Raw genomic sequence first — 16,627 nt, 5'->3', positions numbered from 1 at the left:
TCCTACAAGAGCGGTGCTGGCCGTGCCGACGTCGCCGAGACACCCAAAGACCCCCGTCCCGGTAGCAGCGGCCCCGGCCGCGACCCCATCCCGACACGTCTCAGCGCACCCGAAAGAACCGCCATGCCATCGTAGGAGCGGGCCAGGCCGCGACCTTGTCCGGCCACCCTCAGTGCTTCAACACAAGGCATCAACAACGCAGTCGCCCTACGCGTCTGGTTTGAATGCGCGCGTCTGGCAACGGGCGCCCACGCCCGCTCAGCTCCGCATGACCTCGCGCGGCACCCGCATCAACTGCGCATCGCCTCGCACCGCAGCCGCATCACGGTGCTACGCAGGCCTCGTCCTTGCCGCGCAATTTTTCCCAACGCGAGCGTTGTTCCAGGCAGCGCTCATACGCCTGTTGCCTGGCCGCTTTGGCCTGATCGGCGGCGGTGCGTGTCGCGCTGCTGCGCGCGGCCTGCAGTTGCGCAATCTTGGCGCGAATCTGCGGCATCACCGCCATTGCGGCGCGCTCGCCTTCGAGGATCGCCGCACCACGCTGGTTGAAATCGGCCGAGCCGATATCGTTGACCTTGGGGCGAACGACCACGTCGGCACGTTTGAGTTCGGCCTCGCCCAGGCGCTGGCCCATGATCGAGATCGACTGGTTCACCGTGCCCAGCAGGTCCCCCGGGTTCTGGCCGCTGGCCTTGCTGGAAATATCCACGGCCACCACGAATTCGGCACCCAGCTGGCGTGCCGCATCCACCGGCACCGGGCTGACCACGCCGCCATCGACGAAGTGGTACTTACCGATGGTCACCGGCTCGAACACGCCGGGAATGCTGCTGGACGCGCGCAATGCTTGGCCGGCATTGCCGCGCACGAACACGGTGCGTTCGCCATCTTCCAGACGCGTGGCGACTGCCGCGAACGGCTTGCGCAGTTTTTCGATCGGTTTGCCGCCCAGCTGTTCGTTGACGTAGTCCTGCAGTTTCTGGCCTTGCACCAGGCCACCGGAAAACAGCCGCACATCGCGGATGCTGGTCTGGTCGAGCGCAACGGCCTTTTCCTGCATTTGGAACGCATCCATGCCGCTGGCATACAGCGCGCCCACCACGCTGCCGGCGCTGGTACCGGAGACCACCACCGGTGCGAAGCCGTTGGCCTCGAGCATCTTGATCACCCCGATATGCGCAAAGCCCTTGGCCGCACCGCCACCGAGCGCGACGCCGATCTTGATGGGCTTGGGGGCTTCGGCCGAAGGTGCCTGCACCACCGGCGCCGGTGTCGCCGGGCGCGGCTCGCCCCCGCAGGCGCTGAGCAGACCGAGCATGGACAACAGGGCGAGCGAGCGGGGGCAGCGGAGCGCGATCATGGCGAAAACGTCGATGGGAAAGGCGAGGGAGAATACACGCGCCCTGCCACTGCTGCTGCGGTGGTAGTGGCGTGAGTGGAGCTCATTCAGGACAGCATCGTTTGCAGGCGTTGCACTGCCTTGTCCCGGCGGGAGAAGGGCGAGCCGGTTTATTCGTGCGATGACCGCAGCCACCTGCATGCAGCACAGAACCATCGCTCTCTCCCCGCGGGTCGAGAAGGCACTGCTTGCGCACCATGGCGCGCAAGCCTTGGAGCGCTCACGCCGCAAGCGCGGGCCGGGGCGCGGAGCGGGGGTAAGGGTACCGAGCGAAGTCACCTGAGAATGAGACCGCAGCAGGCTTCGCCCGTCCCCTCATCCGGCGCTACGCGCCGCTTTCTCCCGGTGGGCGAAGGCGGCCTGCACACCCGCCTGCCGCGTCACCACTCAGAACCGGTTATCGCCATCCAGCAAACGGCCCAGGCCGCCCAGCACCGAGCCCTCGCCGCGTTGTTGGCCACCGGCTTGCGGGGCGGCCTGCAGCATGCGGCCGGCCATGCGCGAGAACGGCAGCGATTGCAGCCAGACCTTGCCCGGGCCGGTGAGGGTGGCCAGGAACACGCCCTCGCCGCCGAAGAACATGCTCTTCAGGCCGGCGACGCGGCGCACGTCCATGTCCACGCCGGCGTGATAGGCGACCACGCAGCCGGTGTCCACATCGATGCGCTCGCCCGGCCCCAGCTCGTGCTCGACGACCGTGCCGCCGGCATGCACGAACACCCAGCCGTCGCCTTCGAGTTTCTGCATGATGAAGCCCTCGCCGCCGAACAGGCCGGTGAGGATCTTGCGCTGGAACGCGATGCCCAGCGACACCCCGCGCGCGCCGGCCAAGAAGCTGTCTTTCTGGCAGATCAACTGGCCGCCATGCTCGGACAGACGCAGCGCCAGCACCGTGCCCGGGTAGGGCGCGGCGAAGGCGACCTTGGCCTTGCCGCTGCCGGCGTGGGTGAACACGGTGGTGAATATGCTTTCGCCGGTGACCACGCGTTTGCCGGCCGACAGCAGCTTGCCCATCAGCCCGCCGCCACTTTGACCGGCATGCGAGCCGTCGCCGAACACGGTGTCCATCTGCACCGCCGCGTCCTTGTACATCAGCGCACCGGCCTCGGCGATGGCGCTTTCGCCTGGGTCCAGCTCGACTTCGACAAACTGCATGTCGTTGCCGACGATGCGGTAGTCGATCTCATCCGCGCGTCCGCTCATGCCGCTCAACGGCGGCGGTGCGCTAACGCCGCCCTGCAGTTCGGCCAGCTGACGGGCCGGCGTCCAGCCATCGAGCCCGTCGCGCCAGGCCAGCGCATCGGGATGACGCTGCGCATGCGCGCGTGCGCTGGCATCGTCGAGCGGGCCGAGACGGTCGGCCTGTCCGGGATTATGGAAATACCACTGGGCCATCGGGACGACTCCTGTCTGTGTGTGCGGCGAGTCTAAGCGCAACCGCCGCGGCGGCGTCCCGTGTCCAAGGTCATGTCTGCAGCGCGTGGTTGTGACGCGGTTGCGGCCGTCCGGAGCGCTTCGCCATCGCGATGTCGAGCATCGTCGGCAGCGCGTGCACGGACACGGCCTGCACGGGCTGCGGGTGGGGTGGCGGTTACTCGCCCACCGTCGCCCAACAGCGCTCGCCATCGCGCTGCACCCGCACCGGGCCGTCGAACACGGCCGACAGGCTGGCATCGGTGAGTAGCGCCTCGCGCGTGCCGTCGGCCACCACCTTGCCGGCGCGCAGCAGGATCACCCGTTCGATCTCCGGCACGATTTCTTCGATGTGATGGGTCACCAGCACCAGGGTGATGCCTTGCCGGGCGAGGTGCCGCATCGTCTCCAGCAGGTGCTGGCGCGCCACCAGATCCAACCCGGTGGACGGCTCGTCCAGCAGTAGCGCCTGCGGGCGATTGACCAGCGCACGCGCAATCAGCACCCGTCGGGTTTCGCCGGCCGACAACTCGGCAAATTGCCGGTCCACCAGCGGCAATGCGCGCGCCAGCGCCAGCGCTTCGCGCGCACGCGCACGCATGTCGTCGCTGATCTCGCGATGCGGCGGGACCACGTAGCTGGCGAAGAATCCGGATAGCACCGCGCTTTCCACATCCAGTCCAGGCATGTCGGCCAGATTGACGCTCAGATCGCCGGTGACGATGCCCAATTGCGAGCGCAGGCGATCCACCTGCCAGCGCGTGTGTCCCAGCACCTTCACTGCGGGCTGGCCGTCGGCGCGCGCCAGCGGGTACAGCTCGCGCGTGATCAATTTGATGAAGGACGATTTGCCGCAGCCGTTGGGGCCCAGGATCGCGGTGTGCTGCCCCAGCGCGATGCGCAGGCTCAGCGCATGCAGTACCCGGACCTGGCCGCGCATCACACTGGCCTGGTCGAGTTCGATCAGTGGGGCGGCGTTGGCAACAGCGGTGGAATCGGCAGCATTTTCGGTGGCAACAGTCATACGGGTGACAGCAGACGGAAGTGGGGAAGGGGGTCTGAACCGCTTTAGAAATGTAGGTGCAACCCTACGCATCCGAAGGGTGAAGTTTGCCGCGATCGCCCCCATCATGTCTGCATCAAATGGAGAGCGCTGCTGTGGAGATGCCGATGTTGTCCGATCCGATCATCGACGTTCTGACCTCCGGCGTGGCAGGGCTGGGCGTGTGGGGCATGCTGGCGGTGCTGCTGGTCTTCACCCAGCTCACCATCTTTGCGGTGACCTTGTACCTGCATCGCAGCCAGGCGCATCGCGGTGTGGATTTCCATCCGGTCATCGCGCATTTCTTTCGCTTCTGGACCTGGTTGACCACCTCGATGATCACCCGCGAATGGGTGGCGATCCATCGCAAGCATCACGCCAAGGTCGAGACCGAAGAAGACCCCCACAGTCCGCAGACCAGGGGCATCGCGCAGGTGTTCTGGCGCGGCGTGGAGTTGTACCGCGAGGCCCGGACGCAGCGCGCCGATATCGAGCAGTACGGCAAGGGAGCGCCTAGCGACTGGATCGAGCGGCATCTGTACACGCCGCATGCCAATGCCGGCCCGGTTGCGTTGCTGGTCATCAATTCCGTGTTGTTCGGATTGCCGGGGATTGCGTTGTGGGCGATCCAGATGGCGTGGATTCCGTTCTGGGCTGCCGGTGTGGTCAATGGCCTGGGCCACTGGTGGGGCTATCGCAATTTCGAGTCGGCCGACACCTCCACCAACCTCACGCCGTGGGCGCTGTGGATCGGTGGCGAAGAATTGCATAACAACCATCATGCCTTCCCGAGCTCTGCACGGTTTTCGATGCGGCGGTGGGAACTGGATATCGGTTGGGTCGCGATTCGCGGGTTGCAGGCGTTGGGCCTTGCCAAGGTATTGCGGGTGGCACCGTCGCTGGATATCCGCCCCAATATCGCCGTGCCCGATGCCGACACGCTCAAGGCGCTGCTCTCGCACCGGTTCCAGGCCATGACCGACTACCAGCGCAATGTGCTCAAGCCGGCATTGCGCGAAGAGGCAGCCGCCACCGGCGCCAAACTGCGCGAGTTGCTGCCGCGTCGCCTGCGCAAGGGTCTGGTCGACGACGGGCGCTGGCTCAAGCCGGACGCGCGTGCGCAGTTGCAGGCATGGGTGGCGCAGCGTCCGCGCATGCGCACGCTGGTGGAGTATCGTGCGCGGCTGACCGCGGTGCTGGAAGCGCGCAGCCACGATGCGTCCGAACGGCTCCGGCAATTGCAGCAGTGGTGCCATGAGGCCGAGGCCAGCGGCAACGCGGCCTTGCAGGCCTATGCGGCGCGGCTCAAGGGGTATGCGCTGAGTGGTGCGTAAAGCGGGCGCCAGGCGCGCTGTGGTGCGTGTGCACCGGGTGCGTGGTGTGATCGTGCGAACCTTAGTGATCGTGGGGTTGGCCGCTCTGCCGGCGGTCGCTGCGCAGGCCCAGGTCCAGGACAGCCAGCAATATCTGCAGCGCATGGATGCCGATGGCGATGGGCGGGTGAGCCTGGACGAATATCTGGCCTGGATGAGCTACGCCTTCGACCAACGCGATACCGACCACGATGGCGTGCTGCAAGGCGATGAACTGCCGGGCCGCCGCGGAAAGCCGATCACGCGCGCGGCGCATCGCGCCACCCTGATCGCGCGCTTCGCCCGGCAGGATGCCGATGGCGACGGCTACCTGAGCGCACGCGAATTGCTCGCGCCGCCGCGCTGATGCGCGCCTTCGCGCGCGTCTGACGCTGCGTTCGGCAAGCTCGGCCGCATGTTCACTCTCGACAAGGTCAGCCGCCGCTACGGCCAGGCCATCGCGCTCGATGCTGTCTCGCTGACGTTCGCCAGCGGCATCACGACCGCATTGATCGGCCCCAGCGGCGCCGGCAAATCCACCGTGCTGCGCATGCTGGTCGGGCTGGAGTGGCCGGACAGCGGCACGGTCGCCTTCGATGGCACGCCGTTGCAGCGCGCCAACCTGCAGGCGCAACGGCAACGCATCGGTTATGTCATCCAGGAGGGCGGCTTGTTTCCGCATCTGGATGCGCGCAGCAACGTGACCTTGCTGGCACAGACGCTGGGCTGGACGCGGGAGCGCATCGATGCGCGTCTGGATGCCTTGTGCGCTCTGTGCCAGTTGCCGACGGAGTTGCTGACGCGCTACCCGGCCGAACTCTCCGGCGGCCAGCGCCAGCGCGTCGGCCTGATTCGTGCACTGATGCTCGACCCGCCGGCCTTGTTGCTGGACGAACCGCTCGGCGCGCTCGATCCCATCGTGCGCTACGACCTGCAGGCGCAGATGCGCGAACTGTTCGCCCAGTTGGGCAAGACCGTGGTGCTGGTCACCCACGATGTGGCCGAAGCCGCCTATCTGGCCGACAACCTGGTGCTGATGCGTGCCGGCCGCATCGTGCAGCAAGGCCGTGCGCGCGATCTGCTGGAGCAGCCGGCCGATGCCTTCGTGCAGCGCTTTCTCACCGCCCAGCGCAGCATCGGCGACGCCGCATGATGGCGCGTGCGTTCATCGCCGTGGTGTTGCTGATCTGCGGTGTCGGCGCGCAGGCCGCGCAGGTCACCATTGGTTCGAAGAACTTTACCGAAGCGGTAATCCTGGGCGAAATCGCCACCGCTGCCGGCAAGCGCGATGGTGTAGACGTGCAGCACCGTGCACAACTCGGTGGCACGCGCATCCTGTGGCGCGCGCTGGAGACCGGGCAGATCGACGCGTATGCCGAATACACCGGTACGCTGGCGCAGGAGCTGCTGCAATTGCCCAACGCCAGCCAGGCCGAGCTGCGCGCCGCACTGGATGCACGCGGGCTGGCGATGACCGATTCGCTGGGTTTCCAGAACACCTATGCCTTCGGGATGAAGCGCGAACGTGCGCAGGCATTGGGCATCGTCTCGTTGTCGGATCTTGCACGACATCCCACCCTCAAGATCGGTCTGAGCAACGAGTTCATGCAGCGGGCCGATGGCTGGCCCGGCGTGCGCGCGGCGTACGCATTGCCGCAGGCTGCAACCGGGCTGGATCACGACCTGGCCTATCGCGCGCTGCAGAGCGGGGCGATCGAGGTCACCGATCTGTACAGCACCGATGCGGAGATTCCGTACTACCAGTTGCAGGTGCTGCGCGACGACCGCCGCTATTTCCCGGATTACCAGGCGATTTTTGTATATCGCAAGGATCTGGCGCAACGCTCGCCGGTGATGCTGCAGGCATTGCGGGGGCTGCAAGGACGCATCGACGAGACGACCATGCAGCGGCTCAATGCACAGGTCAAACTGGAGCGGCAGTCCGAAGCGGCGGTTGCCGCGCACTGGTTGGGCGTCACGCCGGCCTCTGAAACGGACTCGCGTTTGACGCGCCTGCTGCAGCATACGCGCGAGCATCTGGCGCTGGTTGGTATTTCGCTGGGGTTTGCGTTGCTGCTTGCATTGCCGCTGGGCGTGCTGGCGGCGCGGCGTCCGCGCCTGGGACAGGTGGTGCTGTCGTTGACCGGCGTGCTGCAGACGCTGCCGTCGCTGGCCGTGTTCGTCTTCATGATTCCGTTGTTCGGCATCGGCGCCAAGCCGGCGATTGCCGCGTTGTTTCTGTATAGCCTGCTGCCGATCGTGCGCAACACCCACGCAGGGCTGAGCTCGATCCCACGCGAACTGCGCCAGACTGCGCATGCCATCGGATTGCCCGCGTGGACACGCCTGTGGCGTGTGGAACTGCCGCTGGCACGCCGCACGATCGTGGCCGGCATCCAGACCGCGGCGGTGATCAATGTCGGCACCGCCACGCTGGGTGCGCTGATCGGTGCAGGCGGCTACGGCCAACCGATCCTCACCGGTATCCGCCTGGACGATCTCGGTCTGATTCTGGAGGGCGCCATTCCCGCCGCCGTGCTTGCGCTGCTGGTGCAGGCACTGTTCGAAGGAGTGGAGCGCTGGGCAACGCCGCGCGGGTTGCGGATCAGCCAGCGGCAGTGACATGCGGCCCGCCTCGGCAGCAGCGGCTTTTGCATTGCGGCGTGACCGGGAGTGTCCTGTCGTCGGCAAACCTGCCCCGACACCGACTGCGTCAGTTCAATCGCTGAAGACCGCGCGCCGCCGCTTTGCTGCCGCTGATCCTTGCGCCAATTGTCATGCGTAGAGCGCACTGGCCTGCGATGAGGCCTTACCGGTGCTACTGACCACGCGCAGGCCTGCATCGCTGCAGATGCCGGGCCTTGGATGCCGGCGTGCGCCGCCTCACCTATCGGGCAGCGCTGCAACGACCTGTGACAACGCGTGGTCGGCGACGCTCAAATGCGGTGCGATGCGCAGACGTCCATGCCGACGCGTGCAGATCACACCACTGGCGCTGAGCGCCGTTGCCACCGCGTCCAACGCTGCTGCCGGCGGCTGCAGTGCGGTGAGATGCGGCGCATGTCCAGGCGTGCACCAGCTGCCCAAGCCGCGCGCCTGCAGGGCGGCGTCCCACTGCGCGGTCAACTCGCCCAACGCGGCTGCGATACGCGCCGGCTGCCACGCATCGATCTGCTGCAATGCCGCCGTGGCCATTGCGATCCGCAGCGGATCGACAACCCCGCCCGCATCGAATCGCCGTGCACCGCCGCGATACCGCGGCGCGCTGGCCGCCGGAAATTCCCAACTGCTGCCCGCATCGCGGCCGATCCAGTGTTCTTCGATCGGCAGCCCGTCTGTGCGCCACTGCGGTGCCACCCACAGCCACGCCAATCCCATCGGCCCGAGCAACCATTTGTGCCCGACGCTGACCACGAAATCGGGTCGCCAGCGGGCCAGATCGGGGGGCAACACCCCCAGGCTCTGGCTCAGGTCCAGCACCAGGGCAGCCCCGCGTGCATGCACGGCGGCACTGATGCGGTCCAGGTCCAGCATTCGCCCGTCCAGCCAGTACGCATGCGGCAAGCTCGCAATCCGGAGCGCAGGCGTCTCGGCAATGGCCTGCAGCACTGCATCGGTCAAGCTGCCGCCAGCGGCCGTGGACACCGCTACAAGCCGCGCGCCGGCCTCTGCGCAGCGGCGCTGCCAGATCAACAGATTGGAAGGGAATTGCCCTTCCAGCACCAGCACTGCGTGGCCGGGTTGCACGGGCAGATTGCGTGCGGCCGTGGCCAGGCCGTGCGCGGCCGACGGCACCATGGCCACCGCATCGGCATCGCCGTCCAATAGCGCGGCCGCAAGCCCGCGCAATGCTTCGATCTGCTGCAACCACGCATCGAACGGCAACCGCCATGGTGCGGCCATTGCGTCGACCGCCTGGTGCGCCACCGTCTGCATGACGCGCAACAATGGCCCACGCGACGCCGCATCCAGATAGATGACCCCGGAAGGCAGCGCAAATGCCTGCTGACGCTGGGCCCAATCGAGGGGCGCAGCAAGCGTACTGGACAGAAACGGCGATGACATGCCCACAGCTTACCGCTGGCTGCCACGTTGCCGACACAGCACGTTCACGGGCGCTACCCAAGCATATGGCGATGTCTGCACCCTCTCCTCTGCTGGGCCACCTCCAGCAACAGCAGTTGACGCTGCTGGAACGCTACGCGCAGACCCGCGCGCTGAGCGATCATCTCGCGGCACCCTTGAGCGCCGAAGACGCGATGGTGCAGAGCATGCCGGATGCGAGCCCGAGCAAATGGCATCTGGCGCACACCACCTGGTTCTTCGAACGCTTCGTGCTGCAGGCCGATCCGGCGTACCGCGTGTTCGACCCGGCCTGGGATTTTCTGTTCAACAGCTACTATCAGAGCGTGGGGCCGATGCATGCGCGGGCGCGCCGCGGCGTGTTGTCGCGCCCTTCGTTGCAGCAGGTGCGCGACTACCGTGCTGCGGTCGATATGCAGATGCAGCAGCGCTTGCGCGACGGCCTGCTGGATGCGCAGGCTTGCACCATCGTGCAGCTCGGTATCCAGCACGAGCAGCAACACCAGGAGTTGCTGCTGACCGATATCAAGCATGCGCTGTGGAGCAACCCATTGCAGCCGGCCTACCGTGACCGGCCCACGCCGCCTGCGGCCGTCGCCAGCCCGCTGCGCTGGCATGCGCGCGATGAGCAGATCGTCCAGATCGGCGCCGCCGCCTGGCCACAGGCCGACAGCTTCGCCTACGACAACGAATCGCCACGCCATCGCGTGCTGGTCGGTGCGCATGCGCTGGCCAGCCGTGTGGTCACCAACGCCGAGTTCCAGCAATTCATCGATGCCGGCGGCTACCGCAGTGCTGGTGCCTGGCTCAGCGATGGCTGGGCAATGGTGCGGGCACAAGGCTGGCAACAGCCGCTGTACTGGGATGAAGAGGGCCGCGAGTTCACGCTGGACGGTTGGCACACGCGCGATCCACATGCGCCGGTCTGCCACCTGAGCCTGTTCGAAGCCGATGCGTTCGCACGCTGGGCTGGCGCGCGCCTTCCCACCGAAGCCGAGTGGGAGCAGGCTGCGACCGGCGTGCCGGTACAGGGCAATTTCGTCGACACCGATGCGTTGCATCCGCGAGGCGCCGAAGCAGTGGACACCGGTATGCAGCAGCTGTTCGGCGATGTCTGGGAGTGGACCGGCAGCGCGTACCTGCCGTATCCAGGCTTTATGCCGTGGCCCGGATCGCTGGGCGAATACAACGGTAAATTCATGAATGCACAATGGGTCTTGCGTGGTGGCAGCTGTGCCAGCCCGGCCAGCCATCTGCGTGCCAGTTACCGCAACTTTTTCCCCTCCGATGCGCGTTGGCAATTTGCCGGCGTGCGCCTTGCCAAGGATCTGCCTTGAACGTCGCCGCCCATGCCATGCAACGCGCGCACGCCGCGCTGACCGACCTGCGCCCGCAGCCGGATGACATCACCGCCGATGCACTGGCGGGGTTGTCGCAAACGCCCAAGACGCTGCCGTCGAAATATTTCTACGATGCGCGCGGCTCGCAACTTTTCGAAGCCATTACGCAGCAGCCGGAGTACTACCTCACCAGTACCGAACTGAGTTTGCTGGAAGCCAGCATGGGCTCGATCGCACAGGCGATCGGCGCTGGCGTACACGTGGTCGAATACGGCAGCGGCAGCGGGCGCAAGACCGAATTGCTGCTGCAGGGCCTGCGCGATGTGGTGGCCTACACGCCGCTGGAAATCTCGCGTACTGCGTTGCTGGAAAGCACCGCGCGGCTGTCTCAGCAATTCCCGCAGGTCCAGATGCTGCCGGTGTGCACCGACTTCACCAAGCCGCTGCGCCTGCCCGATGCGCAGCGCCCGGCGCGACGGCACGTGGTGTTCTTTCCCGGCTCGACGCTCGGCAATTTCGCCGATGCGGCCGCGATCGAACTGCTGGATGCGATGCGCCAGACCATGGGCAGCGACGGTTGCGCCCTGATCGGTCTCGATCTGGACAAGGACGCCGGACTGATCGAAGCGGCCTACAACGACGCAGCCGGCGTTACCGCCGAGTTCACTCTGAACCTGTTGGCGCGGCTCAATCGCGAGATCGGGAGCGATTTCGATCTGGACGGCTTTCGTCACCACGCGGTGTATGTCCGTGAGCGCGGCCGCATCGAAACCTTCCTGATCAGCCAGCGCGCGCAGCGCGTGCGGGTCGGCGGCAAGGACGTCGCGTTTGCCGAAGGCGAAGCGATGCAGGTCGAATACAGCTGCAAGTACACCGACGCGCGCTTTGCCGAACTGGCTGCCGCAGCCGGGCTCAAGGTCACCCACGGCTGGAACGATGCCAAGGATTGGTTCGGCCTGCGCCTGCTGCGCCCACTGTGATCGCGCGGGGCAGGCGTGCAATCGCCCGATGATGCGCAGGTTGCCGCGTTGATCCGGCGCTTGCTTGCGCAACGTCGGCCCGGGCAATCGATTTGTCCCTCGGAAGTGGCGCGCGCGTTGAGCGATGACGCGGCGGTGTGGCGCAACCTGATGCCCCAGGTGCGTGCGGTGGCCGCAGCTGCTGCAGGCAGAGGCCTGGTACGGATCACCCAGCAGGGTCGAACTGTGGACCCTGCCACTGCACGCGGACCGATTCGCCTGATGCGTGGTTCGCATTTCGACTGACGTCGCATTGATTGGATACGCCAGCTGCCGCATGTAACTGGATTAAACCGAATGTCGTCGAGCGACTACATCGAAAAGATGTCATCGTTCGGCGACGTCAAGCCGCCTGCACCACATGCAACGCCTTGGGATTGCGCCACTGCGACAGCAGCACAGCTTCGCGCGCCTTGGCTTCCTGCAGATGCGCATGCTTGACGTGGCCATAGCCGCGAATGTGCTCCGGAATGCTGGCGATCTGCGCGGCCAACCCCACGTTATCGGCGTCCAGCCGTTCCAGCAGCATGTCCACGGTTGCGCTGTAGTCGGCAATCAGCTGACGCTCGCCACGCCGTTCTTGGCTGTAGCCAAAGACGTCGAGCTTGCCGCCTCGCAGGAACTTCAACCGCGCCAGCAGCTTGAAGGCGGTGAACATCCACGGCCCGTACTCGCGTTTGATCAGGTTGCCGTGCGCGTCTTTCTTTGCCAGCAATGGCGGCGCCAGATGGAAGCGCAGCGTGTAGTCGCCTTCGAACTGTTGTTGCAACCGGCGCTGGAAATCGCCACGCGTATACAGCCGCGCCACCTCGTATTCGTCCTTGTAGGCCATCAACTTGAAGGCGTAACGGGCCACCGCCTCGGTCAACGCGTTGCTGCCGGGGGCGCGCTGCAGCTCGTGTGCGCGTACGCGCTCGACCAGGCTGCGATAACGTTGCGCGTAGGCGGTATCCTGGTAGTCGGCCAGGAATGCGACGCGACGCGCGATGGCCTCGTCCAGCGAGTGCGCCAACTGCTCGTCGTCCAGCGGCGCGGCCGGCGCAGCGACCTCGCCATGCAGCGTGCTGCCATCGGTCTGTGCCAGCGCACGCGGTGCGCTCTGGCCGCTGAGATCGTGCTCTTCCCAGCTGCCTGGTCCGCGTGCATGCGGTGTATCGCCATGCAGATGTGCAGGCGCGTCGGCACCGGCCAGACCCGCAGCGCGTTGCACCGCCGGCAGATCGATCGCCGCCAGGCGCCCCCAGGCGAACGCCTGCTGATTCATCGCAACGGCTGCACCATTGAGTTCGATCGCGCGCATCAGCGCCGCATGCGACAACGGTACCAACCCGTGCTGCCATGCGTAGCCGAGCACGAACAGATTGCTGGCGATGGCGTCGCCCAGCAATGCCGTTGCCAGCTGCGTGGCATCCAGCAATAACGGCTCCTGGCCACCGAGCGCGGTGCGCACACCGGCAATGATCTCGGCAGCGGGAAACTGCAGGTCCGGTTGCGTGGTGAACGTGCCCGGCATTGCTTCATAGGTGTTGAGTACCACCTGCGTACGCCCGTCGCGCACCTTGGACAACGCCCAGTAATCGTTGACCACCACCATGTCGCAGCCCAGTACCAGGTCTGCTTCGCCTGCCGCGATGCGCACGGCATGGATGTCGGCGGGCTGGCGTGCGATGCGGATATGCGTGGTCACCGCGCCGCCCTTTTGCGCCAGGCCGGTCTGGTCCAGCACCGTGGCGCCCTTGCCTTCCAGATGCCCGGCCATGCCGAGCAGCGCGCCGATGGTCACCACACCGGTGCCGCCGACGCCGGTAATCAGGATATTCCAGGGCCGTTCCAGCGCGGTGCGCTTGGCCGGCTCGGGAAGCGCGTCCAGCAGCGCGCTGGCGTCGCGCCGCTTGCCCTTGCGCGGCGCACCGCCATGCACGGTGACAAAGCTCGGGCAGAAGCCGGAGACGCAGGAATAATCCTTGTTGCAGTTGGACTGGTCGATCTGGCGCTTGCGCCCGAATTCGGTTTCCTTCGGCAAGACCGACACGCAAAAACTTTTCTCGCCACAATCGCCGCAGCCTTCGCACACCAGCGAATTGATCATCACCCGCTTGGGCGGATCGATCAGTTTGCCGCGCTTGCGACGGCGACGCTTTTCGGTCGCGCAGGTCTGGTCGAAGATCAGGATCGATACGCCTTTGACGGTACGCAGATGCTGCTGCACTGCCTCCAGCTCGCCACGATCGTGAAACGCGACTTCGGCGGGGAACAGCTCGCGTCGCCGCGTCCACTTGCCGATGTCGTCGCTGACCACTGCAATCTCATGAATGCCTTCGGCGCGCAGCTGGTGGGCGATGTCCGGCACGGTGAGCGTGCCGTCCACCGGCTGCCCGCCGGTCATCGCCACCGCATCGTTGTAGAGAATCTTGTAGGTGATGTTGACGCCGGTGGCGACCGACTGCCGGATCGCCAGCGAGCCGCTATGGAAATACGTGCCATCGCCCAGGTTCTGGAACACGTGCGGGGTGTCGGTAAACGGTGCCTGCCCCGACCACGTCACCCCTTCGCCGCCCATGTGGGTGAAGGTGTCGGTGGCGCGGTTCATCCAGGTCACCATGTAGTGGCACCCGATGCCGCCCAGCGCGCGCGAGCCTTCCGGCACGGCGGTGGAGGTGTTGTGCGGGCAGCCGGAGCAGTAATGCGGCACGCGCGGGAATTGCGCACGCGGCAAGGCCATTTCCGCTTCCTTGGCATCCATCCAGCGCAGGCGCTGCTGGATCGAATCGGTATTGATCGTGCTCGATTGCAGCAGGCGCAGGATGCGCCTGCCGATCACCGCCGCGATGGTGGCCGGCGTCAGTTCGCCGGTGGATGGCAGGATCCACGCGCCCTGCTCATCGTACTTGCCGACGATGCTCGGCCGCGCACCGGCACTGGCCGGCCAGTTGTAGAACAGCTCCTTCATCTGGCGCTCGATGAAGGCTTTTTTCTCTTCCACCACCACGATGTCTTCCAGACCCTGCGCAAACGCGCTGATGCCCACCGGTTCCAGCGGCCAGGTCATGCCGACCTTGTAGACCCGGATGCCGATCTGCGCGCAGGCCTGCGCGTCCAGGCCCAGATATTCCAGCGCCTGCAACACATCCAGGTAGCTCTTGCCGGTGGTGACGATGCCCAAGCGTGCGTGCGGTGAATCCAGCACCACCTTGTCGATGTGGTTTGCGCGCGCAAAGGCCTGCGCGGCGGCAATCGCATAGCGATGCAGGCGCATCTCCTGATCCACCGGAGGGTCCGGCCAGCGGATGCTCAAACCGCCCGCCGGCAGCGCGAAATCCTCCGGCAGCACGATGGTGCGGGCGAACGGGTCCACGTTCACCGAGGCGGACGATTCCACCGTTTCGGCAATCGTCTTGAAGCCGATCCAGCGCCCGGTGTACCGGCTCATCGCCCAGCCCAGCAGGCCCATGTCCAGGATGTCCTGTACTCCGGCCGGGTTGAGGATAGGCATCATCGCGCTGACGAATTCGTCTTCGGACCCGTGCGGCAGGGTCGAACTGCGGCAGGCATGGTCGTCGGCGGCCAGCGCCAGCACGCCGCCAAACGGCGAGGTGCCGGCGGCGTTGCCGTGCTTGAACACGTCGCCGCTGCGGTCCACGCCCGGCCCTTTGCCGTACCACATGCCGTAGACGCCCTGCACTTTCGCGCCGGGGAACAGGTTGGTCTGCTGGGTGCCCCACACCATGGTGGCGGCAAGGTCCTCGTTCAGGCCCGGAGTGAAGGTGACCTTGGCCGCGTCCAGATGTTTGCGCGCCCGCCACAGTTCCAGGTCCAGACCGCCTAGCGGACTGCCGCGGTAGCCGCTGATGAAGCCGGCGGTCTCCAGCCCGGCGGCGTCATCGCGCAGGCGCTGCAGCAGCGGCAGCCGCACCAGCGCCTGCACACCGGACAGGTAGATGCGCCCATCGGTGCGCGTGTACTTGTGGTCCAGCGTGTAGTCCGTATCCACCCCGCCGAGCTCCGGCGTGTTGGCAGAGTCGGGGGAAGAAAGCGCAGCAGTACTGGTCATGGCGTGCCCGAAAAGGGTGGCTGGGCCCCGGTGCATGTCATCTGAAACTATTTGACGCACCCGACGGATTCCAAAACGGCGGTGCAAAGTGTAACAGTCAGCTTTCACGCACCTGTCCCTGTGCGGATGCGCAGCCGACGCGCTGCGGGTAGGATGGGGATGGGAAGGGGTCGTTTGCTGTCAGGGGAAAACACAGTGAAAAGGAAATACGCGTGGGCCGCTCTGGCCCTGCTCGGAGGGGTGTGGTCGTTGACGCAGGCGCAGAGCTTGCCCAAGCCCAAGGAGTTCTATTTCGACGAAGACCGCGGTACCACCAAGGCCGTGGTGGCCGTACAAGGCCAGGGCGATGCAGTCGTCGACCGGCTGGCGGCGATGGTGCAGCGTGACGCGCGCGCGGCCGATCCACGCGCGCAGTTGGCGGCGCTGGCCTACGCCGGTGGGCGCGCCCAGCTGGGCGATGAGTTGTATCAGGGCGCGCTGGCGCTGGTCTCCAACGGCAGCCAGCAGTACCGGGCCATCACCTGGAACTATGGGTGGGACCTGCTGCGTGCCGACCAGCCCGACAAGGCGCTGCAGCAATGGGCCACCCTGGCCAATGGCCGTCCGGCCACGCCGGAATGGCTGCCAACCACGGCTGCACTGGCGCTCTGGCGCGCCGGGCGCAAGCAGGAGGCAGTCGAGTGGTATGCAGCAGCCGTGCGCACCTGGCCGGACCGTTGGAGCAGCCCCGCCAACTACGCCAGCCTGTTGCCGGAATGGCGCGAAGCAGAGCGCGCCAGCCTGGCCGAGGTCTTTGCGGCCTGGCAGGCCAACCCGCCAGCGTTTCCGTAAGTGCCTCGCCGCGCTGCGGGGAGTTCCTGCGGCGCGGATGGTGCAGCGGGCTGATGCTGTGCTAGGCATTTTTTGCCGATCAACCTGGTCTCTATCT

General features: G+C 66.2%; 13 protein-coding genes. 8 read left to right on the top strand and 5 right to left on the bottom strand.

Features of this window, described 5'->3' with window-relative positions; all coding sequences use genetic code 11:
- Positions 1-322 precede the first annotated feature (322 nt).
- The 3 genes from J7367_RS07755 to J7367_RS07745 form a co-directional block, all read right to left on the bottom strand.
- Complete coding sequence (locus J7367_RS07755) at positions 323-1,360, bottom strand: patatin-like phospholipase family protein (RefSeq protein ID WP_057659358.1); 1,038 nt, start codon at positions 1,358-1,360, stop codon at positions 323-325.
- 426 nt (positions 1,361-1,786) lie between these two features.
- A complete protein-coding gene (locus tag J7367_RS07750; RefSeq protein ID WP_057659357.1) occupies positions 1,787-2,794 on the bottom strand; it encodes a TIGR00266 family protein in 1,008 nt (335 codons plus the stop codon).
- Positions 2,795-2,990: 196 nt separating this feature from the next.
- Positions 2,991-3,836, bottom strand: a complete 846-nt coding sequence (locus tag J7367_RS07745; RefSeq protein ID WP_007974777.1) for an ATP-binding cassette domain-containing protein — start codon at positions 3,834-3,836, stop codon at positions 2,991-2,993.
- A gap of 119 nt (positions 3,837-3,955) precedes the next feature.
- Here J7367_RS07745 and J7367_RS07740 point away from each other — a divergent pair, with 119 nt between their 5' ends.
- Genes J7367_RS07740 through J7367_RS07725 form a run of 4 tightly spaced genes read left to right on the top strand, consistent with a single transcriptional unit; the run spans position 3,956 to position 7,828 of the window.
- Entirely contained in the window at positions 3,956-5,188 is a 1,233-nt protein-coding gene (locus J7367_RS07740; RefSeq protein ID WP_172955762.1) for a fatty acid desaturase, read from the top strand.
- A 37-nt stretch (positions 5,189-5,225) separates the two neighbouring features.
- A complete protein-coding gene (locus tag J7367_RS07735) occupies positions 5,226-5,573 on the top strand; it encodes an EF-hand domain-containing protein (RefSeq protein ID WP_033481377.1) in 348 nt (115 codons plus the stop codon).
- A gap of 48 nt (positions 5,574-5,621) precedes the next feature.
- Positions 5,622-6,359 carry an ATP-binding cassette domain-containing protein gene (locus J7367_RS07730; RefSeq protein WP_057659354.1) on the top strand — a complete coding sequence of 246 codons (738 nt, stop codon included), beginning with the start codon at positions 5,622-5,624 and terminating at the stop codon, positions 6,357-6,359.
- Positions 6,356-7,828 (top strand): glycine betaine ABC transporter substrate-binding protein, encoded by a 1,473-nt coding sequence (locus J7367_RS07725; RefSeq protein ID WP_022557827.1) that lies wholly within the window; start codon positions 6,356-6,358, stop codon positions 7,826-7,828. The genes J7367_RS07730 and J7367_RS07725 overlap by 4 nt, the downstream gene beginning before the upstream one ends.
- Before the next feature lie 261 nt (positions 7,829-8,089).
- Here the strand turns inward: J7367_RS07725 and J7367_RS07720 are convergent, their stop codons facing one another.
- Entirely contained in the window at positions 8,090-9,271 is a 1,182-nt protein-coding gene (locus J7367_RS07720; protein WP_057659353.1) for an aminotransferase class V-fold PLP-dependent enzyme, read from the bottom strand.
- 65 nt (positions 9,272-9,336) lie between these two features.
- Between J7367_RS07720 and egtB the strand changes: the two genes are divergently transcribed.
- Genes egtB through J7367_RS07705 form a run of 3 tightly spaced genes read left to right on the top strand, consistent with a single transcriptional unit; the run spans position 9,337 to position 11,894 of the window.
- Positions 9,337-10,626 (top strand): ergothioneine biosynthesis protein EgtB, encoded by a 1,290-nt coding sequence (gene egtB, locus J7367_RS07715; RefSeq protein ID WP_057659351.1) that lies wholly within the window; start codon positions 9,337-9,339, stop codon positions 10,624-10,626.
- Positions 10,623-11,609 (top strand): L-histidine N(alpha)-methyltransferase, encoded by a 987-nt coding sequence (egtD, locus tag J7367_RS07710; protein ID WP_057659349.1) that lies wholly within the window; start codon positions 10,623-10,625, stop codon positions 11,607-11,609. The genes egtB and egtD overlap by 4 nt, the downstream gene beginning before the upstream one ends.
- A gap of 15 nt (positions 11,610-11,624) precedes the next feature.
- Positions 11,625-11,894, top strand: coding sequence for a DUF3253 domain-containing protein (locus tag J7367_RS07705; RefSeq protein WP_033481376.1), 270 nt, complete (start codon positions 11,625-11,627; stop codon positions 11,892-11,894).
- Between the two features lie 97 nt (positions 11,895-11,991).
- On the opposite strand, the gene J7367_RS07700 is transcribed toward J7367_RS07705, so the two are convergent.
- Positions 11,992-15,735: an indolepyruvate ferredoxin oxidoreductase family protein gene (locus J7367_RS07700; RefSeq protein WP_176214965.1), complete on the bottom strand. Its 3,744-nt coding sequence runs from the start codon at positions 15,733-15,735 to the stop codon at positions 11,992-11,994.
- Between the two features lie 159 nt (positions 15,736-15,894).
- On the opposite strand from J7367_RS07700, the gene J7367_RS07695 reads away from it, so the two are divergent.
- Entirely contained in the window at positions 15,895-16,530 is a 636-nt protein-coding gene (locus tag J7367_RS07695) for a hypothetical protein (protein WP_057659345.1), read from the top strand.
- Positions 16,531-16,627: the final 97 nt, after the last annotated feature.

Origin of the sequence: Xanthomonas sp. D-36-1, from assembly GCF_017746155.1 — a bacterium.
Taxonomy (GTDB): Bacteria; Pseudomonadota; Gammaproteobacteria; order Xanthomonadales; family Xanthomonadaceae; genus Xanthomonas; species Xanthomonas cissicola.
The sequence above is the reverse complement of the archived record's forward strand: the minus strand, read 5'-3'. Positions and strand labels throughout refer to the sequence as shown.

Coding starts and splice junctions, on each gene's coding strand:
- J7367_RS07755 (WP_057659358.1), bottom strand. CDS start 1,360: ATGATCGCGCTCCGCTGCCCCCGCTCGCTCGCCCTGTTGTCCATGCTC.
- J7367_RS07750 (WP_057659357.1), bottom strand. CDS start 2,794: ATGGCCCAGTGGTATTTCCATAATCCCGGACAGGCCGACCGTCTCGGC.
- J7367_RS07745 (WP_007974777.1), bottom strand. CDS start 3,836: ATGACTGTTGCCACCGAAAATGCTGCCGATTCCACCGCTGTTGCCAAC.
- J7367_RS07740 (WP_172955762.1), top strand. CDS start 3,956: ATGGAGAGCGCTGCTGTGGAGATGCCGATGTTGTCCGATCCGATCATC.
- J7367_RS07730 (WP_057659354.1), top strand. CDS start 5,622: ATGTTCACTCTCGACAAGGTCAGCCGCCGCTACGGCCAGGCCATCGCG.
- J7367_RS07725 (WP_022557827.1), top strand. CDS start 6,356: ATGATGGCGCGTGCGTTCATCGCCGTGGTGTTGCTGATCTGCGGTGTC.
- J7367_RS07720 (WP_057659353.1), bottom strand. CDS start 9,271: ATGTCATCGCCGTTTCTGTCCAGTACGCTTGCTGCGCCCCTCGATTGG.
- egtB (WP_057659351.1), top strand. CDS start 9,337: ATGGCGATGTCTGCACCCTCTCCTCTGCTGGGCCACCTCCAGCAACAG.
- J7367_RS07700 (WP_176214965.1), bottom strand. CDS start 15,735: ATGCACCGGGGCCCAGCCACCCTTTTCGGGCACGCCATGACCAGTACT.